The 20150-nt window shown below is 66.0% G+C and carries 20 protein-coding genes; 18 read left to right on the plus strand and 2 right to left on the minus strand.

What is annotated here, in order from left to right; translation table 11 throughout:
• The first annotated feature begins 25 nt into the window (after nucleotides 1–25).
• From RZR99_RS26760 to RZR99_RS26840, 17 genes are all read left to right on the plus strand, one after another.
• A complete protein-coding gene (locus RZR99_RS26760) occupies nucleotides 26–457 on the plus strand; it encodes an HIT family protein (protein ID WP_323122796.1) in 432 nt (143 codons plus the stop codon).
• 8 nt (nucleotides 458–465) lie between these two features.
• Nucleotides 466–879 (plus strand): DUF971 domain-containing protein, encoded by a 414-nt coding sequence (locus RZR99_RS26765; RefSeq protein WP_323122797.1) that lies wholly within the window; start codon nucleotides 466–468, stop codon nucleotides 877–879.
• A gap of 51 nt (nucleotides 880–930) precedes the next feature.
• Nucleotides 931–1662 (plus strand): bifunctional demethylmenaquinone methyltransferase/2-methoxy-6-polyprenyl-1,4-benzoquinol methylase UbiE, encoded by a 732-nt coding sequence (ubiE, locus tag RZR99_RS26770; protein ID WP_323122798.1) that lies wholly within the window; start codon nucleotides 931–933, stop codon nucleotides 1660–1662.
• A 42-nt stretch (nucleotides 1663–1704) separates the two neighbouring features.
• Nucleotides 1705–2721 carry a Tim44 domain-containing protein gene (locus RZR99_RS26775; protein WP_323122799.1) on the plus strand — a complete coding sequence of 339 codons (1017 nt, stop codon included), beginning with the start codon at nucleotides 1705–1707 and terminating at the stop codon, nucleotides 2719–2721.
• A gap of 107 nt (nucleotides 2722–2828) precedes the next feature.
• Nucleotides 2829–3473 carry a ubiquinone biosynthesis accessory factor UbiJ gene (locus RZR99_RS26780; protein ID WP_323122800.1) on the plus strand — a complete coding sequence of 215 codons (645 nt, stop codon included), beginning with the start codon at nucleotides 2829–2831 and terminating at the stop codon, nucleotides 3471–3473.
• A gap of 12 nt (nucleotides 3474–3485) precedes the next feature.
• Nucleotides 3486–5063 carry a ubiquinone biosynthesis regulatory protein kinase UbiB gene (gene ubiB, locus RZR99_RS26785; RefSeq protein WP_323122801.1) on the plus strand — a complete coding sequence of 526 codons (1578 nt, stop codon included), beginning with the start codon at nucleotides 3486–3488 and terminating at the stop codon, nucleotides 5061–5063.
• Nucleotides 5064–5128: 65 nt separating this feature from the next.
• Nucleotides 5129–5764, plus strand: a complete 636-nt coding sequence (locus RZR99_RS26790; protein ID WP_323122802.1) for a methyltransferase domain-containing protein — start codon at nucleotides 5129–5131, stop codon at nucleotides 5762–5764.
• A gap of 83 nt (nucleotides 5765–5847) precedes the next feature.
• Nucleotides 5848–6201, plus strand: coding sequence for an FmdB family zinc ribbon protein (locus tag RZR99_RS26795; RefSeq protein ID WP_323122803.1), 354 nt, complete (start codon nucleotides 5848–5850; stop codon nucleotides 6199–6201).
• A gap of 68 nt (nucleotides 6202–6269) precedes the next feature.
• The gene (locus tag RZR99_RS26800; protein WP_323122804.1) at nucleotides 6270–6920 is read left to right on the plus strand and encodes a DUF502 domain-containing protein; all 651 of its coding nucleotides are present in this window, start codon (nucleotides 6270–6272) and stop codon (nucleotides 6918–6920) included.
• Nucleotides 6921–6974: 54 nt separating this feature from the next.
• A complete protein-coding gene (gene aspS, locus RZR99_RS26805; protein WP_323122805.1) occupies nucleotides 6975–8777 on the plus strand; it encodes an aspartate--tRNA ligase in 1803 nt (600 codons plus the stop codon).
• 155 nt (nucleotides 8778–8932) lie between these two features.
• On the plus strand, nucleotides 8933–9409 hold the full coding sequence (gene nudB, locus RZR99_RS26810) for a dihydroneopterin triphosphate diphosphatase (RefSeq protein WP_323122806.1): 477 nt from the start codon (nucleotides 8933–8935) through the stop codon (nucleotides 9407–9409).
• On the plus strand, nucleotides 9406–10680 hold the full coding sequence (gene clsB / locus RZR99_RS26815; protein WP_323122807.1) for a cardiolipin synthase ClsB: 1275 nt from the start codon (nucleotides 9406–9408) through the stop codon (nucleotides 10678–10680). Before nudB ends, clsB begins: the two co-directional genes overlap by 4 nt.
• 360 nt (nucleotides 10681–11040) lie before the next feature.
• Entirely contained in the window at nucleotides 11041–11640 is a 600-nt protein-coding gene (locus tag RZR99_RS26820) for a TetR/AcrR family transcriptional regulator (RefSeq protein ID WP_323122808.1), read from the plus strand.
• Between the two features lie 55 nt (nucleotides 11641–11695).
• Nucleotides 11696–13483, plus strand: a complete 1788-nt coding sequence (locus tag RZR99_RS26825; RefSeq protein WP_323122809.1) for an acyl-CoA dehydrogenase C-terminal domain-containing protein — start codon at nucleotides 11696–11698, stop codon at nucleotides 13481–13483.
• Between the two features lie 106 nt (nucleotides 13484–13589).
• A complete protein-coding gene (locus RZR99_RS26830) occupies nucleotides 13590–16025 on the plus strand; it encodes a 3-hydroxyacyl-CoA dehydrogenase/enoyl-CoA hydratase family protein (protein ID WP_323122810.1) in 2436 nt (811 codons plus the stop codon).
• A gap of 129 nt (nucleotides 16026–16154) precedes the next feature.
• The gene (locus RZR99_RS26835) at nucleotides 16155–17354 is read left to right on the plus strand and encodes an acetyl-CoA C-acyltransferase (RefSeq protein ID WP_323122811.1); all 1200 of its coding nucleotides are present in this window, start codon (nucleotides 16155–16157) and stop codon (nucleotides 17352–17354) included.
• A gap of 103 nt (nucleotides 17355–17457) precedes the next feature.
• Nucleotides 17458–18222 (plus strand): enoyl-CoA hydratase, encoded by a 765-nt coding sequence (locus tag RZR99_RS26840; RefSeq protein WP_323122812.1) that lies wholly within the window; start codon nucleotides 17458–17460, stop codon nucleotides 18220–18222.
• Nucleotides 18223–18250: 28 nt separating this feature from the next.
• Here the strand turns inward: RZR99_RS26840 and fdhD are convergent, their stop codons facing one another.
• Nucleotides 18251–19075, minus strand: a complete 825-nt coding sequence (gene fdhD, locus RZR99_RS26845; RefSeq protein ID WP_323122813.1) for a formate dehydrogenase accessory sulfurtransferase FdhD — start codon at nucleotides 19073–19075, stop codon at nucleotides 18251–18253.
• Nucleotides 19076–19203: 128 nt separating this feature from the next.
• Between fdhD and RZR99_RS26850 the strand changes: the two genes are divergently transcribed.
• Nucleotides 19204–19683, plus strand: a complete 480-nt coding sequence (locus RZR99_RS26850) for a nitrate reductase associated protein (RefSeq protein ID WP_323122814.1) — start codon at nucleotides 19204–19206, stop codon at nucleotides 19681–19683.
• 22 nt (nucleotides 19684–19705) lie between these two features.
• On the opposite strand, the gene RZR99_RS26855 is transcribed toward RZR99_RS26850, so the two are convergent.
• Entirely contained in the window at nucleotides 19706–20119 is a 414-nt protein-coding gene (locus tag RZR99_RS26855; RefSeq protein ID WP_323122815.1) for an acyl-CoA thioesterase, read from the minus strand.
• Nucleotides 20120–20150 lie beyond the last annotated feature (31 nt).

A 20150-nucleotide genomic window follows, 5' to 3' on the forward strand; every position in this document is an offset into this window, starting at 1 on the left:
ACATTCCACCAGTAAGGAATCGACGATGGATTGCATATTCTGCCGCGAGGATGGCGGCGAGCTGCTGTGGAAGGACGACGCGGTGCGCGTCGTCCTTGCGACGTCCGAAACCGATTACCCGGGATTTTGCCGGGTCATCTGGCATGCGCACGTCGCCGAATTCTCCGATCTGGACGACGGCGAGCGCGCGCACCTGATGCGCGTCGTCTATGCGGTCGAGCGGGCGGTGCGGCGGGTCATGCAGCCGGTCAAGGTGAACCTGGCGAGCCTCGGCAACCAGGTGCCGCACGTCCATTGGCACGTGATTCCGCGCTTCTCGAACGACGCGCACTTTCCGCAGCCCATCTGGGCGCCGCGCCAGCGCTCGGTGTCCGACGCGCTGCTGCGGCTGCGCGCCGCGCAGGCGACGCTGCTGCACAACGCGGTGCGCGAAGAAATCGAACACCTCACCGATTAGAGGCAGTCATGAGCGGTTTGACCTCAACGACGCCGATTCCATCCGGCGTCGTCGTGCATGCGCTGTCGCGCGTGCTTGAATTGCAATACCCGAACGGCGAGAGCTACCGGATTCCGTTCGAGCTGATGCGGGTGTACTCGCCGTCCGCCGAGGTGCGCGGCCACGGGCCGGGCCAGGAAACGTTGCAGACCGGCAAGCGCGAGGTGACGATCACCGCGCTGGAGGGCGTCGGCCACTATGCGCTGCAGCCGACCTTCTCCGACGGTCATTCGACCGGCATCTACTCGTGGGACCTGCTGTACGAACTGGCGACGCGCCAGGACGCGCTGTGGCGCGACTATTTCGACAAACTGAAGGCGGCGGGCGTCGAACGCGACGCGCCGATGCCGGCGGCCCAGGCGCCGCACGGCCACTGCCACTGAACGACGGCGCCGGTTGCGGCGCCGTTCTGCCATTTCCAGAGGATCAACGCGATGAGCAAAACCCACTTCGGCTTCGAAAGCGTCGAGGAAACCGAAAAAGCGAAGAAAGTGGCGGGCGTGTTCCACTCGGTCGCGAGCAACTACGATCTGATGAACGACCTGATGTCGGCCGGCATGCACCGGGCGTGGAAGGCGTTCACGATCGCGCAGGCGAACGTGCGGCCCGGCTTCAAGGTGCTCGACCTGGCCGCGGGCACGGGCGACCTCACCCGCTCGTTCGCGAAGGCGGCCGGCCCGACGGGCGAGGTCTGGCACACCGACATCAACGAATCGATGCTGCGGGTCGGGCGCGACCGGCTGCTCGACAAGGGCGTCGTGACGCCGTCGCTGCTGTGCGACGCGGAGAAAATTCCCTTTCCGGACAACTACTTCGACGTCGTGACGGTGGCGTTCGGGCTGCGCAACATGACCCACAAGGATCTCGCTTTGGCCGAGATGCGCCGCGTGACGAAGCCGGGCGGCCGCGTGATGGTGCTGGAATTCTCGAAAGTCTGGGAGCCGCTGAAAAAAGCCTACGATCTCTATTCTTTCAAAGTATTACCGTGGCTTGGCGACAAGTTCGCGAAAGATGCTGAAAGTTATCGGTATCTTGCTGAATCTATCCGGATGCACCCGGACCAGGACACGCTGAAGACGATGATGGAACAAGCGGGCCTCGACGCCGTCAAATATTACAATTTGTCAGGTGGCGTGGTAGCTTTACACCTTGGAACCAAGTACTAAGGGGTTCTTTCCATACATTTGTCTTACATTCTGGAGATGGAGATGTCCGATTCCCGTTCATTGTCTAACCGCAGCAAGCAGCCGAGGCCGTGGGTGAAGCGGATCGGCACCCTGTTGATGGTCGGCCTGATCACGGCCGGTACGCTCGCCTCGCTCGACGCCGAAGCGAAGCGGATGGGCGGCGGCCGCAGCGTCGGCCGCCAGTCGCAGTCGATGCAGCAGCGTCAGGCGACGCCGCCCGCGCAGCAGCCGATGCAGCAGGCCGCGCCGTCGCAGGCGCAGCGCGCGCAACCCGGTGCGCAGCCGGGCGCGGCCGCGCAACCGAACCGCTCGCGCTGGCTCGGTCCGATCGCCGGTCTCGCGGCCGGCCTCGGCATCGCGGCGCTGCTGTCGCACTTCGGCCTGGGCGAAGCGTTCGCCGGCATGATGGCGAACTTCATCATCATTGCGTTGCTCGCCATGGTCGGCATCTGGCTGATCCGCAAGTTCATGAACCGCCGCCGCACGCAGGAACCGGCGTATGCGACGGGCGGTCAGCCGGCGCAGAACCGAGGCGGCCTCGATACCGGCAGCTTCAGCCAGAATCAGGGCTTCCAGGGCGCGGGCAGTTCGTACGCGGGCGAGGCGCAGCGCGTATTCGGCGGCGGCGCGGCGGCCGCTGCAACGGCGGCCGCGGTCGCACCGTCCGTGCCGGCCGGTTTCGACACGGAAGCGTTCGTGCGCAACGCGAAGGTGTACTTCGTGCGCCTGCAGGCGGCCTGGGACGAAGGCAATATGGCCGACATCCGCGAATTCACGACGCCGGAAATGTTCGCCGAGGTGAAGATCGATCTCGCGTCGCGTACCGGCGCGAACCAGACGGACGTCGTGCAGCTGGACGCCGAACTGCTGGGCGTGGAGGATCGCGGCGGAGAATCGCTGGCGAGCGTGCGCTTCACCGGCCTGATCCGCGAAGCGGCGGGCGCGTCGGCGGAACCGTTCGAGGAAATCTGGAATCTGTCGAAGTCGGGCAGCCAGGGCTGGCTGCTCGCGGGTATCCAGCAAGTCAGCGCTCACTGACCAAAATCGGTTTCGTGTCACGCGGAAAGAGGGCTGGACCGAACCGACGTTACAATAGAAACCCGCGCAGGCGTCCTGCCTGCGCGGGTTTTTCTTTTTTCCGTCCGATGACTTTTGCCGCCAAGCCTTTTGCCGCTGCCGTCAATCACCTGCTCGCCCGCGAATCCTGGGCGCGCGACCGTCTGATTCCCTATGCGGGCAAGCTCGCCCGTCTCGAAGTCCCGTCCGTGACGCTGTTGCTCGTCGTGCAGCCGGACGGCTATCTGGCGGCGGTCGAAGAACACGATGCGCGCCGTTTCGACGTCTCGATCGCGCTCGGCGGCGACGGACAATCGGCGTGGGACGCGGCGGCCGCGTTCATGCAGGGCGGGCAGGCGGCTGTGATGAAGCACGTGAAGATCGAGGGCGACGCCGAATTCGCGACGCAGATCGCCAAGCTGGCCGAGCATTTGCGCTGGGAGCCGGAAGAGGATCTCGCGCGCTTGATCGGCGACGCGCCCGCGCACCGGATCGCGTCGTTCGTCCGCACGACGGGCGGGCATGCGCGCCGCGCCGGCCGCAATGTGCTCGATTCGCTGGCGGAGTATTGGCTCGACGAAAACCCGCAGGTCGTGCGGCGCACAGCGCTCGCCGACTTCGACGCCGAACTGGCGCGCGCGCGCGACGCGCTGGCCCGGGTCGAAAAGCGCGTCGAGCGACTAGAACAAAAAATCGGCGCACGCGCGGGCGGCAGCTCGCGCGGTGCGCAGTGAGGGTTGTCCGGCATGCGCATTTTCCGTTTCATCAAAATCATCTACACCGTCATCCGCTTCGGGCTGGATGAGGTGATGCTGTCCCGGGTCGACGATCGTCGCGTCAAGCTGCTGCTGCGCATCACGACGATCGGCCGGCGTTTCTCCGATCCGCCCGCCGTGCGGTTGCGCCATGCGCTCGAAAGCCTCGGTCCGATCTTCGTGAAGTTCGGCCAGGTGCTGTCGACGCGGCGCGACCTGCTGCCCGTCGATTTCGCGAACGAACTGGCGAAGCTGCAGGATCAGGTGCCGCCGTTCGAATCGGCGGTGGCGATCGGTCTGATCGAGAAGTCGCTGGGCGCGCCCGTCGACGAGCTGTTCGACGAATTCGAGCGCGAGCCGGTCGCGAGCGCGTCGATCGCGCAGGTGCATTTCGCGAAATTCAGGCGGGGCGCCCATGCGGGCCGGCCGGTTGCGATCAAGGTGCTGCGGCCCAACATGCTGCCGGTGATCGATTCCGACATGGCGCTGCTGCGCGATATCGCGATCTGGGCCGAGCGTCTGTGGGCGGACGGCCGGCGGCTGAAGCCGCGCGAGGTGGTCGCCGAGTTCGACAAGTATCTGCACGACGAACTCGACCTGATGCGCGAGGCGGCGAACGGCAGCCAACTGCGCCGCAACTTCGCCGGGCTCGACCTGCTGCTCGTGCCGGAGATGTTCTGGGATTATTCGACGTCGAATGTCCTGGTGATGGAACGCATGACGGGCGTGCCGATCAGCCAGATCGACACGCTGCGCACGGCCGGCGTCGATATTCCGAAGCTGGCGCGCGAAGGAGTGGAGATCTTCTTCACGCAGGTGTTCCGCGACGGGTTCTTCCATGCGGACATGCACCCGGGCAATATCCAGGTGAGCCTCGATCCGAAGCATTTCGGCCGCTATATCGCGCTCGATTTCGGCATCGTCGGCGCGCTGTCCGACTTCGACAAGAACTATCTCGCCCAGAACTTTCTCGCCTTCTTCAAGCGCGACTATCACCGGGTCGCGACGCTGCACCTCGAATCCGGCTGGGTGCCGCACGACACGCGGGTCGAGGAGCTGGAAAGCGCGATTCGCGCGGTCTGCGAGCCGTATTTCGATCGCGCGCTGAAAGACATCTCGCTCGGCCAGGTGCTGATGCGCCTGTTCTCGACCTCGCGTCGCTTCAACGTCGAAATCCAGCCGCAACTGGTGCTGCTGCAGAAGACCATGCTGAATGTCGAGGGGCTGGGCCGCTCGCTCGACCCCGATCTCGATCTGTGGAAGACGGCGAAACCCTATCTGGAACGCTGGATGACCGAGCAGATCGGCCTGCGCGGCTGGTACGAGCGCTTCAAGGTCGAGGCGCCGCAATGGAGCAAGACGCTGCCTCAGCTGCCGCGCCTGCTCCATCACGTGCTGGCCGAACGTCACGACGCGCCGCGCGCGGCGAGCGACGAACTGATGAAGCAGATCCTGCGCGAGCAGAAGCGTACCAACCGGCTGCTGCAGGCGCTGCTGGTGTTCGGACTCGCGGTGGGCGTCGGCGCGGTGCTGGCGCGGGTGTTGATCGTGCTGGCCTACGGCGCTTGAGGGCGGCGACACAGGCGGACAAGCGACGGCGCCGGCGGCGCCGTAACCACGGAGCAAGCGGAACCATGAGCGGAGAGAACCGATCCCGGCCGGCCGCCGAGTTGTCCGGCGCGGATTTCGCGTCGCGCAATCCGGCCGATGCGTCGTTCTGGGACGAGCGATTCGAGCGCGGCGTCACGCCCTGGGACATGGCGAGCGCGCCGCCCGCGTTCGTCGCGTTCGCGTCCCGCCACGCGCGTCGGCGCGTGCTGATTCCGGGGTGCGGCAGCGCGTACGAGGCGCTGTGGCTCGCGCAGGCGGGCTGGCCGGTACGGGCGGTCGATTTTTCCGCGCAGGCGGTGAGCGCGGCGCGCGAGCAGCTCGGCGAGCACGCCGCGATCGTCGAGCAGGCCGATTTCTTCGCGTACGAGCCGCCGTTCGTGCCGGAATGGATTTACGAACGGGCGTTCCTGTGCGCGATTCCGAAAACCTTGTGGCCGGATTATGCGACCCGGATGGCGGCGCTGCTGCCGAAGGGCGCGCTGCTCGCCGGATTCTTTTTCTTCGGCGAGACGCCGAAAGGGCCGCCATTCGGGATCGGGCGCGCGGCGCTCGACGCGTTGCTCGGGCCGTATTTCGAACTGATCGAGGACGAACCGGTCGCCGAATCGCTGCCGGTGTTCGCCGGGCGCGAGCGCTGGCTGACCTGGCGCAGGTCGTAGCGCCGGGTAGAGGGCATCCCGGGCCTTTCGGCTATAATTCAAGGTTTTGCAAGCCGTTTATCGTTTCCGCGGGAAAAAATATCATGCCGATCTACGCCTATCGTTGCGATGCGTGCGGTTACGCGAAGGATGTGCTCCAGAAGATGAGCGACGCGCCGCTGTCGCAGTGCCCGGAATGCGGGAAGGATGCGTTTCGCAAGCAGGTCACGGCCGCCGGGTTCCAGTTGAAGGGCTCCGGCTGGTATGTGACGGATTTCCGGGGCGGCGCGGCGGCGGCGTCCTCGACGGCCTCGGGGAGCGAGGCGGCGCCGGCTGCGCCGGCCTCGGCACCGGCAGAGACGGCGGCACCGGCGGCTTCCGCCGGCGACAGTGCGGCGACGAGCCCGGCCGCCGCGGCTGCGCCCGCCGCCGGCGCACCGGCCAGCAGTACCAGTTGACGCCGCGCCGTCCGTATCGGATGGCGCGTTTGACGCTCCGGATTCCGGTGCGGCTTTTTTGACGGCAGATGATGAAAAAGACGACCCTCAAAGCGGTATTCCTGACCGGCCTTCTGGTCCTGGTTCCCCTCGCGATCACGCTCTGGGTGCTGGGGCTCATCATCGGCACGATGGACCAGACGCTGCTGCTGCTGCCCGAATCGTGGCAGCCGGAGCGGCTGCTCGGTTTCAGGCTGCCGGGGATCGGCGCGGTGCTGACGCTGGCGTTCATTTTCATCGTCGGCCTCGCGACGCAGAATTTCATCGGGCAGAAGCTCGTCACCTGGTGGAACGTGGTGGTGCGCCATATCCCGGTGGTGGGACCGATCTACACGAGCGTGAAGCAGGTGTCGGATACGCTGCTGTCGAGCAGCGGCAACGCGTTCCGCAAGGCGCTGCTGATCGAGTACCCGCGCCGCGGTTCCTATACGATCGCGTTTCTGACCGGCACGCCGGGCGGCGACGTGGTCAACCACCTGAAGGAAGAACACGTGAGCGTGTACGTGCCGACCACGCCGAACCCGACGTCCGGCTTCTTCCTGATGGTGCCGAAGAGCGAGGTCGTCGAGCTCGACATGTCGGTCGACGCCGCGCTCAAGTACATCGTCTCGATGGGTGTGGTGGCGCCGCCGGCGCCCGTCGCCGCGCCTGCCCGCCGCCCCGTCGAGCCGCCGCTGTAATGCCCGGGTGCGCGACGCGCCGCCCGTTGATCAATACGAACGAAAGCAAACATCATGTTGATGCGAACTGAATACTGCGGTCTCGTGACCGAACACCTGCTGGACCAGACCGTGTCGCTGTGCGGCTGGGTGCAGCGTCGCCGCGATCACGGCGGTGTGATCTTCATCGATCTGCGCGATCGTGAAGGCCTCGTGCAGGTGGTGTGCGATCCGGATCGCGCCGAGATGTTCGCGACCGCCGAAGGCGTGCGCAACGAGTTCTGCGTGCAGGTCAAAGGCCTCGTGCGCAATCGTCCGGAAGGCACGGTCAACGCGGGCCTGAAGAGCGGCAAGATCGAAGTGCTGTGCCACGAGCTGACGGTGCTGAACGCATCCGTGACGCCGCCGTTCCAGCTCGACGACGACAACCTGTCGGAAACCACTCGCCTCACGCACCGCGTGCTGGACCTGCGCCGCCCGCAGATGCAGCACAATCTGCGCCTGCGTTACCGCGTCGCGATGGAAGCGCGCAAGTATCTCGACGCGCAGGGCTTCATCGACATCGAAACCCCGATGCTGACGAAGAGCACGCCGGAAGGCGCGCGCGACTACCTGGTTCCGTCGCGCGTGAACGCCGGCCAGTTCTTCGCGCTGCCGCAATCGCCGCAGCTGTTCAAGCAGTTGCTGATGGTCGCGAACTTCGATCGCTACTACCAGATCACCAAGTGCTTCCGCGACGAAGATCTGCGCGCCGACCGCCAGCCCGAATTCACGCAGATCGACTGCGAAACCTCGTTCCTCGGCGAACAGGAGATCCGCGATCTGTTCGAGCAGATGATCCGCGACATCTTCAAGGTGACGATCGGCGTCGAGCTCGCCGCGACGTTCCCGGTGATGCCGTATTCGGAAGCGATGTCGCGTTTCGGCTCGGACAAGCCCGATCTGCGCGTGAAGCTCGAGTTCACCGAGCTGACCGACGCGATGAAGGACGTCGACTTCAAGGTGTTCAGCGCGCCGGCCAATACGAAGGACGGCCGCGTCGCGGCGCTGCGCGTGCCGAAGGGCGCGGAACTGTCGCGCGGCGACATCGACGGCTACACGGAATTCGTGCGCATCTACGGCGCGAAGGGCCTCGCCTGGATCAAGGTCAACGAGAAGGCGAAAGGTCGCGACGGCCTGCAGAGCCCGATCGTCAAGAATTTGCACGATGCGTCGATCGCGGCGATCCTCGAGCGCACGGCCGCCGAGGACGGCGACATCATTTTCTTCGCGGCGGATCGCGCGAAGGTGGTCAACGACAGCCTCGGCGCGCTGCGTCTGAAGATCGGCCATTCGGAGTTCGGCAAGGCGAGCGGCCTCGTGGAAGCCGGCTGGAAGCCGCTGTGGGTGGTCGATTTCCCGATGTTCGACTACGACGAGGAAGAAGCGCGCTACGTCGCGGCTCACCACCCGTTCACGAGCCCGAAGGACGAGCATCTCGAGTATCTCGAGACCGATCCGGCGCGCTGTCTCGCGAAGGCCTACGACATGGTGCTGAACGGCTGGGAGATCGGCGGCGGCTCGGTGCGGATCCACCGCGAGGAAGTCCAGAGCCAGGTTTTCCGCGCGCTCAAGATCGGTCCGGAGGAAGCGCAGGCGAAGTTCGGCTTCCTGCTCGACGCGTTGCAGTACGGCGCGCCTCCGCACGGCGGTATCGCTTTCGGCCTCGATCGCATCGTCACGATGATGGCGGGCGCCGATTCGATCCGCGACGTGATCGCGTTCCCGAAGACCCAGCGCGCCCAGTGTCTGCTCACGCAGGCGCCGAGCCCGGTCGACGAACGTCAGTTGCGCGAGCTGCATATCCGCTTGCGCCAGCCGGAACAGCCGAAGGCCTGAGCGCCGGATGCTCCGCGACGGCGAGTGCTTGCGGGCGCTTGCCGACTCACCAAAAGGCGCGCGATGCGCCTTTTGGTTTTTTTGCGGTACAGTCGGAATACCTGTCCGCTGACCGAGACGAGCCCCGCACGGCCCGGGCGCCGAATGACACCTACATGACGAAGTCGCCGAAGATTCCCGAATCCGTATTGGTCGTGATCCATACCGCCGCGCTCGACGTGCTCGTCATCAAGCGCGCCGATCAAACCGAGTTCTGGCAGTCCGTGACGGGCTCGAAGGACGCGCCGGACGAGTCGCTTGCGTGCACCGCCGCACGCGAAGTGGCGGAGGAGACGGGGCTCGTGGTCGGCAGTCCGGCGATCCCGGCGGATGCGTTGTTCGACTGGCGGCACGAAATCGAATACGCGATCTATCCGCAGTATCTGCATCGCTACGCCGAAGGCGTGACGCGCAACACCGAGCACTGGTTCAGCCTCGAGGTGCCGGCGGGCGTCGAGGTGACGCTGTCGCCGCGCGAACACACCGCCTACTTGTGGCTGCCGTATCGCGAGGCGGCGGCGCGCTGCTATTCGCCGTCGAACGCGGATGCGATCCTGCAATTGCCCGAACGCCTCGCGTCGCGCCCGACATGAGCGCCGGGAGCCGGACGCGCCTCGCCCAGCTGCGGCAGATGTTCCTGCAGGAGCGGGGTTCCGCGTCGCGGCTCGCGTTCACGTCCGGCAATACGGTGCGGCTGTGCCGAGGCGGGGCGGTGTTCTTTCCCGCGCTGATCGCGCGGATCGACGCCGCGCGCGAACAGGTCGCGCTCGAAACCTACATCTTCTGCGACGACGCGGCCGGCCGCCCGGTGTCCGACGCGCTGATCCGCGCGGCGGCTCGCGGCGTGCGGGTGCGCGTGATCACCGACGGCATCGGCACCGCGCGTCTGCCGCTGTTCGAAACGTGGGCGCCCGCGGGTGTCGAGCACCGGATCTACAACCCCTATCTGTTCGGCCGCTTCGGCTTTTCCCGCACCCATCGCAAGCTCGCGGTGATCGACGATGCGCATGCGTACTGCGGCGGCATCAACATCGTCGACGACTACGATCAGAATGGCGAGCGCCTCGCGCATCCGCGCTGGGATTTCGCGGTCGAGCTGGCGGGTCCGGCGGTCGCCGACATCCGCGCGGCGTTCGAAGTGCAGTGGCACCGGATCTCCGCCGGACACAAGACCTACTCGCAGTACGCGCCGCAGGCGGTGTACAGCGACGAATTCCCGGGCGTGTTCCGGCGCTGGATGCGCAGTCATCGCTGGGTGAAGGCGGGGGCGCTGCGCGTCGTCACGGAGCCGAGCGTCGCGTTCGTCGCGCGCGACAACGTGTTGAACCGCCGCGCGATCGAAAAGGCGTATCTGGCCGCGATCGGCCGTGCGCGGCATTCGATCCTGCTCGCCAATCCCTATTTCATGCCGGGCCGCAAGTTGCGTCGCGCGCTGGCGGGCGCGGCGCGGCGCGGTGTCGACGTGCGGATCCTGATCGGCCGCAAGGAATTCGCGTCGCTCGATACGGCTGTGCCGTTTCTCTACCATGCGCTGCTGCGCGCCGGCGTGCGCGTTGCCGAATACGACAAGACCATGCTGCATGGTAAGGTGGCGGTGATCGACGATAGCTGGGCGACCGTCGGTTCGTCGAACCTCGATGCGCTGAGCCTGATGCTGAACAACGAGGCAAACGTCGTGCTGGTCAGGCACGATGGGCAAACGGCGGCGCTGCGCGACGCGATCGCGGCGGCGTTCGCCGACGGCCGCGAGATCGACCCGGCCCGCTACGCGGCGCGGCCGATCGGCGAGCGGTTGCTGAACTGGTTGGCGTACACTGCATACCGGGGCGCGATGAAGCTGCTCACCGTCGGCGGGTACGATTGACGCCGGCCGGCTCGGGGCGCCTCCGGGCAGTCGGCCGAGGGGGTGTCCGGGGCCGGGGGCTTGCCGATTGACGCATGATGTCCGTGCTGCGAACGCCGTCCGGATTCGCACACCGCAGAGGGCTGTTTCCGGGGCGAGGTTTCTCATCCCGCACGCCGCAGTTCCTCAGCAACCGCTTACACACGCAACGTGGAGCGATCCGTGGAATACCTCTTCCAGAGGCGCGCGGAACTCGCAAAAATAGCGGCACGGTTAGAAACCGATTTCTAATAATTTCCTTGTTTCGCGGGCGGTCGCACTCAATAATAGTACGGCCGTTCGATTTTATTCGATCACCCTGAACGGTTACACAGAAAAGCTATGCGAAAAGGCGAACAGACGCGTGCCGCGATACTCGAAGCAGCTTTGGACCTTGCCAGCCGGGATGGGCTGGAAGGTCTGACGATTGGCCTGCTGGCCGAGCGGATGCAGATGAGCAAGAGCGGCGTGTTCGCGCACTTCGGATCGCGCGACGACCTGCAGGTCGAAGTCGTGCGCGAGTATCACCATCGTTTCGAAAACGAGGTGTTCTTTCCGAGCCTGCGCGAGCCGCGCGGTTTGCCGCGACTGCGTGCGATGCTGGCCCGCTGGAACGAGAAACGCATCCAGGAAGTGACGACGGGGTGCATCTACATCAGCGGAGCCGTCGAGTACGACGATCGTCCCGACAGCACCGTGCGCGAGCAACTGGTCGCGAGCGTGACGGCGTGGCGTGCCGCGCTGCTGCGCGCGATTTCGCAGGCGAAGGAAGAGGGGCATCTACGCTCGGACACCGATCCGAACCTGATGCTTTTCGAGTTGTACAGCTTCACGCTCGGCCTGCATCACGACGCCCGTTTCCTGCATCTGCCGGATGCGGTGCGCCTGACGTGGGCCGCGCTGGAAAAAACGATCGTTTCGTATCAGAGCGAGAGCCGTTAGCGGTGCCCTGAAGCCCGCGCAAGCTCGCGCCATCGCCCTATCTTTGGAGAGAGTCATGGGACAGTACGCCGCGCCGTTGCGCGACATGCAATTCGTGTTGCACGAGCTTCTGAACGTCGAAGCCGAAGTCAAGCAGATGCCCAAGCATGCGGATCTCGATGCCGACACGATCAACCAGGTGCTCGAAGAAGCGGGCAAGTTCTGCTCCGAGGTGCTGTTCCCGCTGAATCAGGTGGGCGACCGCGAGGGCTGCACCTACGTGGGCGACGGCGTGGTCAAGACGCCGACGGGCTTCAAGGAAGCCTATGCGCAGTACGTCGAGGCGGGCTGGCCCGCGCTCGGCTGCGATCCCGACTACGGCGGCCAGGGCCTGCCCGCATTCATCAACAACGCGCTGTACGAGATGATGAACTCGGCGAACCAGGCATGGACGATGTATCCCGGCCTGTCGCACGGCGCATACGAATGCCTGCACGCGCACGGCACACCGGAGCTGCAGAAGGTCTACCTGCCGAAGCTCGTCGCGGGCGAATGGACGGGCACGATGTGCCTGACCGAGCCGCACTGCGGTACCGACCTCGGCATCCTTCGCACCAAGGCGGAACCGAACAGCGACGGCTCGTACTCGATCACCGGCACCAAGATCTTCATCTCGAGCGGCGAACACGATCTCTCGAAGAACATCGTTCACCTCGTGCTCGCGCGTCTGCCGGACGCGCCGCAGGGCACGAAGGGCATCTCCCTCTTCATCGTGCCGAAGTTCACGCCCGACGCATCGGGCGAACCGGGCGAGCGCAACGGCATCAAGTGCGGCTCGATCGAACACAAGATGGGCATCCACGGCAACTCGACTTGCGTGATGAACCTCGACAACGCGCGGGGCTGGATGGTCGGCGAGCCGAACAAAGGCCTGAACGCGATGTTCGTGATGATGAACGCCGCGCGTCTCGGCGTCGGCATGCAGAGCCTGGGCCTCACCGAAGTCGCGTATCAGAATTCACTGACCTATGCGAAGGATCGCCTGCAGATGCGTTCGCTGACCGGCCCGAAGGCGCCGGACAAGCCGGCCGATCCGATCATCGTGCATCCGGACGTGCGGCGCATGCTGCTCACGCAGAAGGCATACGCGGAAGGCGCGCGCGCGTTCTCGTACTGGTCGGCGCTGCAGATCGACAAGGAGCTGTCGCACGGCGACGAAGCGGTGCGCAAGGAAGCGGCCGATCTCGTCGCGCTGCTCACGCCGATCCTGAAGGCGTTCCTGTCGGACAACGCGTTCGAATCCACGAACCATGCGATGCAGATCTACGGCGGCCACGGCTTCATCTCCGAGTGGGGCATGGAGCAGTACGTGCGCGACGCGCGGATCAACATGATCTACGAAGGCACCAACTCGATCCAGTCGCTCGACCTGCTGGGCCGCAAGGTGCTGGGCGACATGGGCGCGAAGCTCAAGAAATTCGGCGCGCTCGTTACCGCATTCGCGGAAGCGGAAGGCGTGAAGCCGGAGATGGCGGAGTTCATCAACCCGCTCGCCGACATCGGCGAAAAGGTGCAGAAGCTGACGATGGAAATCGGCATGAAGGCGATGCAGAACCCGGACGAGGTCGGCGCCGCCGCCGTGCCGTACCTGCGCACCGTCGGCCACCTGGTGTTCTCGTACTTCTGGGCGCGCATGGCGCGCCTCGCGCTCGACAAGGAAGCGTCGGGCGATCCGTTCTACAAGGCGAAGCTCGCGACCGCGCGGTTCTATTTCGCTCGCCTGCTGCCCGAAACGGCGTCGACGATCCGTGCCGCGCGCGCCGGCTCGAAGACGCTGATGGAAGTCGACGAAGCGCTGTTCTGAAGCGACGCCGGGCGGTGCGCCGCCCGGGCGACCTGATCTTTAGCATGCACACACTGCGCATCCGGCCCATCGGCACGCGATGCGCAGCCCCATCCGGAGGAGTCCCGTGAGCAATTTCATCATTCGCAAGGTCGCCGTGCTCGGCGCCGGCGTGATGGGCGCGCAGATCGCCGCGCATCTCATCAACGCACGCGTGCCGGTCCTGCTGTTCGACCTGCCCGCCAAGGAAGGCCCGAAGAGCGGCATCGCGCTCAAGGCCATCGAGAACCTGAAAAAGCTGTCGCCCGCGCCGTTCGGCTCGAAGGACGACGCAAAGTATCTGCAGGCCGCCAACTACGAAGACGATATCGCGAAGCTCGCCGAGTGCGACCTCGTGATCGAGGCGATCGCCGAACGGATGGACTGGAAGCACGACCTGTACAAGAAGGTCGCGCCGCATCTCGCGCCGAACGCGATCTTCGCGTCGAACACGTCGGGCCTGTCGATCAACGCGCTGTCGGACGGCTTCAGCGACGAGCTGAAAGCGCGCTTCTGCGGCGTGCACTTCTTCAATCCGCCGCGCTACATGCATCTCGTCGAACTGATTCCGACCGCGCACACGCGCGGCGAGATCCTCGACCAGCTCGAAACCTTCCTGACGAGCGTCGTCGGCAAGGGCGTCGTGCGTGCGAAGGACACGCCCAACTTCATCGCGAACCGCGTCGGCATCTACTCGATCCTCGCGGTGATCACCGAGGCCGCGAAGTTCGGCCTGCGCTTCGACGAAGTCGACGACCTGACGGGCAGCCGCCTGGGCCGCGCGAAATCGGCGACGTTCCGCACCGCGGACGTGGTCGGTCTCGACACGATGGCGCACGTGATCAAGACGATGCAGGACAACCTCGCCGACGATCCGTTCTTCCCGGTCTACCAGACCCCGCCCGTGCTCGCCGAACTGGTGAAGCAGGGCGCGCTCGGGCAGAAGACGGGCGGCGGCTTCTACAAGAAGGAAGGCAAGGCGATCAAGGTGCTCGACGCCAAGACGGGCACCTATGTCGATTCCGGCGCGAAGGCGGACGAGACCGTCGCCCGCATCCTGAAGCGCCCGCCGGCGGAACGCCTGAAGCTGCTGCGCGAGACGGACCATCCGCACGCGCAGTTCCTGTGGTCGATCTTCCGCGACGTGTTCCATTACATCGGCGTGCACCTCGAATCGATCGCCGACAACGCGCGCGACGTCGATCTCGCGATCCGCTGGGGCTTCGGCTGGAACGAAGGTCCGTTCGAAGGCTGGCAGGCCGCCGGCTGGAAGCAGGTCGCCGAATGGGTGCAGGAAGACATCGCGGCCGGCAAGGCGCTCTCGAACGCGCCGCTGCCCTCGTGGGTGCTCGAAGGCGTGGTGGCGGAACAGGGCGGCGTGCATACGGCCGCCGGTTCGTGGTCGCCGTCGGCCAAGGCATTCGTGCCGCGTTCGACGCTGCCCGTCTACGAGAAGCAGGTGTTCCGCGCGCCGCTGCTGGGCGAAACCGGCGCCGATCCGAAGACTTACGGCAAAACGCTGTTCGAGACCGACGCGGTGCGTGCGTGGCTCGACGATCGCGCGGGCGAGAACGACGTCGTGATCGTGTCGTTCAAGTCGAAGATGAACACGATCGGACCGAGCGTGATCGACGGTCTCGTGCAGGCGATCGAGCTGGCGGAGAAGGAGTACAAGGGCGTCGTGATCTGGCAGCCGACGTCGCTGAAGCTCGGCACGCCGGGCGGCCCGTTCTCCGCCGGCGCGAATCTCGAGGAGGCGATGCCCGCGTTCATGATGGGCGGCGCCAAGGGGATCGAGCCGTTCGTGAAGAAGTTCCAGGAAGGCATGCTGCGCGTGAAGTACGCGAACGTGCCGGTGGTCGCGGCCGTGTCGGGCATCGCGCTCGGCGGCGGATGCGAGCTGATGCTGCATAGCGCGAAGCGCGTCGTGCACGTCGAAAGCTATGTGGGTCTGGTCGAAGTCGGCGTCGGTCTCGTGCCGGCGGGCGGCGGCCTGAAGGAAGCGGCGCTGCGCGCGGCGGACGCGGCGGAAGCGGCGGGCGCGACGAGCGATCTGCTCAAGTTCGTCACGAAGTCGTTCGAGAACGCGGCGATGGCGAAGGTCTCCGCATCGGCGCACGACGCGCGTGCGATGGGCTATGTGAAGCCGTCGGACACGATCGTCTTCAACGTGTTCGAGCTGCTCGACGTCGCGAAGAAGGAAGCGCGCGCGCTGGCTTTGGCGGGCTACCGCGCGCCGCTGCGGGCGACCGCGGTGCCGGTGGCGGGCCGCTCGGCGATCGCGACGATCAAGGCGCAGCTCGTCAACATGCGCGACGGCCGCTTCATCAGCGACCACGATTTCCTGATCGCGAGCCGCATCGCGGAAGCGGTGTGCGGCGGCGACGTCGAAGCGGGCAGCCTGGTGGACGAAGCGTGGCTGCTGAAGCTGGAGCGGCGCGCGTTCGTCGATCTGCTCGGCACGCAAAAGACGCAGGAGCGGATCATGGGCATGCTGCAGACCGGCAAGCCGGTGCGCAATTAAGCGAGCGGACGAAACTTTGCATGGGACTGGAGCCAAGCGCCGAAGCGCCTGAAGTCCAGTCGACCGCAGTTATCTGCATGGGACCGGAGTAAGCGCCAAAGCGCCCACTCCGGTCGACAGGAGCCAGAAATGAGCAAACAGTTGCAAGACGCATACATCGTCGCCGCGAGCCGCACGCCGATCGGCAAGGCGCCGCGAGGTGTATTCAAGAACACGCGCCCGGACGAGCTGCTCGTCCACGCGATCAAGGCGGCCGTCGCCCAGGTGCCGGGCTTCGACACGAAGCTGATCGAGGACGCGATCATCGGCTGTGCGATTCCCGAGGCCGAGCAGGGTCTCAACGTCGCGCGCATGGGGGCGCTGCTCGCCGGCCTGCCGAATACCGTCGGCGGCGTGACGGTGAACCGCTTCTGCGCGTCGGGCATCACGGCGCTGGCGATGGCGGCCGACCGGATCCGCGTCGGCGAATCCGACGCGCTGTTCGCGGGCGGCTGCGAATCGATGAGCATGGTGCCGATGATGGGCAACAAGCCGTCGATGTCGCCGCATATCTTCGATCGCAGCGAGGACGTCGGCATTGCCTACGGCATGGGGCTGACGGCCGAGCGCGTCGCGGATCAATGGAAGGTGAGCCGCGAGGACCAGGATGCGTTCTCGGTCGAGTCGCACCGCAAGGCGCTCGCCGCGCAGCAGTCGGGCGAGTTCAACGACGAGATCGCGGCCTATACGCTCACGGAACGTTTCCCGGATCTCGCGTCGGGCGAGGTCAAGGTGAAGACGCGCGAGCTGACGCTCGACGAAGGTCCGCGCGCGGATACGTCGCTCGAAGGCCTCGCGAAGCTGCGCGCGGTGTTCGCGAACAAGGGTTCGGTGACGGCCGGCAACAGCTCGCAGACGTCGGACGGCGCGGGCGCGCTGCTCGTGGTGTCGGAAAAGATGCTGAAGCAGTTCAACCTGACGCCGCTCGCGCGTTTCGTGAGCTTCGCGGTGCGCGGCGTGCCGCCCGAAATCATGGGCATCGGGCCGAAGGAAGCGATTCCGGCCGCGCTGAAGGCCGCGGGCCTCAAGCAGGACGATCTCGACTGGATCGAACTGAATGAAGCGTTCGCCGCGCAGTCGCTCGCGGTGATCCGCGATCTCGGTCTCGATCCGGCGAAGGTGAATCCGCTCGGCGGCGCGATCGCGCTGGGCCACCCGCTCGGTGCGACGGGCGCGATTCGCGCGGCGACGGTGGTGCACGGCCTGCGCCGCCGCAACCTGAAATACGGGATGGTGACGATGTGCGTCGGCACCGGCATGGGCGCGGCGGGCATCATCGAACGCCTGTAAGCGGCCCGCGTCAGCCAGGGACGACAACGGTGCGCGGGCCGCGAGCTCGCGCACCGTTTTCTTTATCCGCAGCAGAACAGCAACATCCATGGAGACGGTTCAAATGGACATCCAGATCGAAAACGCCGACGGCGTACTGACGATTACGCTCGCCCGTCCGGCGAAAAAGAATGCGATCACGTCGGCGATGTACCAGACGATCGCCGACGCGCTGGGCGACGCGGAGGAAGACAAGTCGGTGCGCGCGATCCTGATTCGCGGCAGCGAAGGCAATTTCAGCGCAGGCAACGACCTCGAGGATTTCATGAAGTCGCCGCCGAAGGACGAGCACGCGCCCGTGTTTCAGTTCTTGCACCGGATCAGCACCGCGCAGAAGCCGATCGTGGCCGCCGTCTCGGGCGTCGCGGTGGGCGTGGGCGTGACGCTGCTGCTGCATTGCGACCTCGTCTACGCGGCCGACACCGCCGTGCTGTCGCTGCCCTTCGTGCAATTGGGCGTGTGTCCGGAGGCCGCGTCGAGCCTGCTGCTGCCGCGCGTGGCCGGCTATCAGATCGCCGCCGAGAAGCTGCTGCTGGGCGAGCCCTTCGATGCGCTCGAAGCGCACCGGATCGGCATCGTGAACCGCGTGGTGCCGGCGGCGGAACTCGACGCGTTCGCGGCCAAGCAGGCGGCGAAGCTGGCCGCGCTGCCGGCATCCTCGCTGCGGGTGACCAAGGCGCTGATGAAGCAGGCGGGCGGCGTCGACGTGGCCGCGCGGATGGCGGAAGAGGGGCAGCATTTCGGCGCGATGCTGCGCTCGCCCGAGGCGCGCGAGGCATTCACCGCGTTCTTCGAGAAGCGCAAGCCGGATTTCCGGCAGTTCGCCTGACGGCGGGAGGGCGGCGGCGCCGCGCGCGTCACGCGGTGCCGTAGTCGACGTAACCCGACTCGCGGCAGAAGCTCACGAGCCGCACGCCCGCTTCCTTTGCGATCGCGATCGCGAGCGACGACGGCGCCGAGATGGTCGCCACCATCGGGATGCCGACCCGCGCAGCCTTGCGCACCAGTTCGTAGCTCGCGCGGCTCGACAGGAACACGAAGCCGTCCGTGGTGCCCGCGCGCTCCAGCGTGAGCGCGCCGATCAGCTTGTCGAGCGCGTTGTGGCGGCCGACATCCTCGAATGCGTGCCGGATCGCACCGGCGGCGTCGCACCAGGCGGCCGCATGCAGGCCGCCCGTCTGGCGCGTGAGCGCCTGGTGGGCGGGCAGATCGCGGGCGGCGCGGGCAATCGCGTCCGGCGCGAGACGCGCGAGGAAGCCGGTGTCCGGCACGCGCTCCGGCGCGAGGTCGAGCAGGTCGATGCTTTCGATGCCGCATACGCCGCAGCCGGTCCGGCCCGCGAGCGCGCGGCGCTTTTCCTTCAGGGCGGCGAACGCCTGCTGCACGACGGTCAGCTGGACCTCGGCATGCGGCATCGCTCCGTCGCCGTGCAGCACGACCTCGATGTCCTTGATGTCGCTGCCGCGCGCGACGATGCCTTCCGACACCGCGAAGCCCACAGCAAACGCCTCCAGATCGCACGGCGTGCACATCATCACCGCGTGCGAGATGCCGTTGAACACCAGCGCGACCGGCCATTCCTGCCCGACGCGGTCGACGGCCGTCTCGAGCGCCGCGCCACGGCGCCGGTGCACCTCGAGTTCGACGACACCGGTGGGTTCGGCGGTTTCGGCAGGATTCACGGACAGGCTCCTTGGTTCGAATGGGGGCGGGACGGCGCGCGGATTTGACCTGCGCCGGTCGCTCCCGGACGTTCTAAAATACCCTAGGCTGGCCGAACGCGCCGGCAATCGTTCAACCGGGTGCCAACATGGGATTAAGCGACGCGCCGTTGCTGTTCAATTTCGAGATCGAGTCATCCGAGAATTTTACGTATATCCCGATGATCGTCCGCTTCAATCTGGACCGGTTCGGGCTGCGGATTTCTCTGGAGCAGTGGCAATTGCTGCCGCTCGAGGATCGCAAGCTGCTCGCGCGCTTTCCGGCGGACGACGACGTGGCGCTCGAACCGAATTTCGATCACGCGCTGTTTGAAATGCTGCGCACGCACGCGGATATCGAGCCTGCGTGGTTCCAGCCGGACGACCATCCCGCCTGGCGCGGCATCGACGCCGTGCCCGATGCGCTCGTGCAGCAGAGCGCGCTCGCCGGACTGGCCGCGCCGTCGGCCGACGCGTGGTCGCGACTCGCGCCGTTCCAGCGCTATGTGCTTGCGAAACTGTCGCGCAAGCCGAAGCTCAATCACGACTTCGTTCCGGCGATGCGCGAATTCGGTCTCGCCGCGCATTGAGCACGGCGGGGTGCGCTCCAGCTCAGGCGAGCGGCGGCAGCGCGCGCGGACGGCGATCGGTGTCGGTCGCGACATAGGTGAGCGTGGCTTCCGTCACCTTCACCACTTCGCCCGTCAGGCCCATGCGCTGCGCGTAGACCTCGACGTCGACCGTCACCGACGTGTTGCCGGTTTTCACGATGCTGGCGTAGAAGCTCAGCAGGTCGCCGACGAACACCGGCTGTTTGAACAGGAACGAGTTGACCGCGACCGTCGCGACCCGGCCGTTCGCGCGCCGGCTCGCGGGGATCGAGCCGGCGATGTCGACCTGCGCCATGATCCAGCCGCCGAACACGTCGCCGTGGACATTCGCGTCGGACGGTTGCGGCACGACGCGCAAGGCGGGCGACTTTTGCGGGAGTTGCGGGGACGAATCGGTCATGGTTGAAGCTTCCATCCTGTAAGAAAAACAATGGGACCGGTGGCGG

This window comes from Burkholderia alba (assembly GCF_034721475.1).
In the GTDB taxonomy this organism is placed as follows: Bacteria; Pseudomonadota; Gammaproteobacteria; order Burkholderiales; family Burkholderiaceae; genus Burkholderia; species Burkholderia alba.

Coding starts and splice junctions, on each gene's coding strand:
- RZR99_RS26795 (WP_323122803.1), top strand. CDS start 5,848: ATGCCGATCTACGCCTATCGTTGCGATGCGTGCGGTTACGCGAAGGAT.
- RZR99_RS26855 (WP_323122815.1), bottom strand. CDS start 20,119: ATGGAAGCTTCAACCATGACCGATTCGTCCCCGCAACTCCCGCAAAAG.
- RZR99_RS26835 (WP_323122811.1), top strand. CDS start 16,155: ATGAGCAAACAGTTGCAAGACGCATACATCGTCGCCGCGAGCCGCACG.
- RZR99_RS26800 (WP_323122804.1), top strand. CDS start 6,270: ATGATGAAAAAGACGACCCTCAAAGCGGTATTCCTGACCGGCCTTCTG.
- ubiB (WP_323122801.1), top strand. CDS start 3,486: ATGCGCATTTTCCGTTTCATCAAAATCATCTACACCGTCATCCGCTTC.
- RZR99_RS26840 (WP_323122812.1), top strand. CDS start 17,458: ATGGACATCCAGATCGAAAACGCCGACGGCGTACTGACGATTACGCTC.
- RZR99_RS26765 (WP_323122797.1), top strand. CDS start 466: ATGAGCGGTTTGACCTCAACGACGCCGATTCCATCCGGCGTCGTCGTG.
- RZR99_RS26790 (WP_323122802.1), top strand. CDS start 5,129: ATGAGCGGAGAGAACCGATCCCGGCCGGCCGCCGAGTTGTCCGGCGCG.
- RZR99_RS26820 (WP_323122808.1), top strand. CDS start 11,041: ATGCGAAAAGGCGAACAGACGCGTGCCGCGATACTCGAAGCAGCTTTG.
- RZR99_RS26850 (WP_323122814.1), top strand. CDS start 19,204: ATGGGATTAAGCGACGCGCCGTTGCTGTTCAATTTCGAGATCGAGTCA.
- nudB (WP_323122806.1), top strand. CDS start 8,933: ATGACGAAGTCGCCGAAGATTCCCGAATCCGTATTGGTCGTGATCCAT.
- clsB (WP_323122807.1), top strand. CDS start 9,406: ATGAGCGCCGGGAGCCGGACGCGCCTCGCCCAGCTGCGGCAGATGTTC.
- ubiE (WP_323122798.1), top strand. CDS start 931: ATGAGCAAAACCCACTTCGGCTTCGAAAGCGTCGAGGAAACCGAAAAA.
- RZR99_RS26780 (WP_323122800.1), top strand. CDS start 2,829: ATGACTTTTGCCGCCAAGCCTTTTGCCGCTGCCGTCAATCACCTGCTC.
- RZR99_RS26825 (WP_323122809.1), top strand. CDS start 11,696: ATGGGACAGTACGCCGCGCCGTTGCGCGACATGCAATTCGTGTTGCAC.
- aspS (WP_323122805.1), top strand. CDS start 6,975: ATGTTGATGCGAACTGAATACTGCGGTCTCGTGACCGAACACCTGCTG.
- RZR99_RS26760 (WP_323122796.1), top strand. CDS start 26: ATGGATTGCATATTCTGCCGCGAGGATGGCGGCGAGCTGCTGTGGAAG.
- RZR99_RS26775 (WP_323122799.1), top strand. CDS start 1,705: ATGTCCGATTCCCGTTCATTGTCTAACCGCAGCAAGCAGCCGAGGCCG.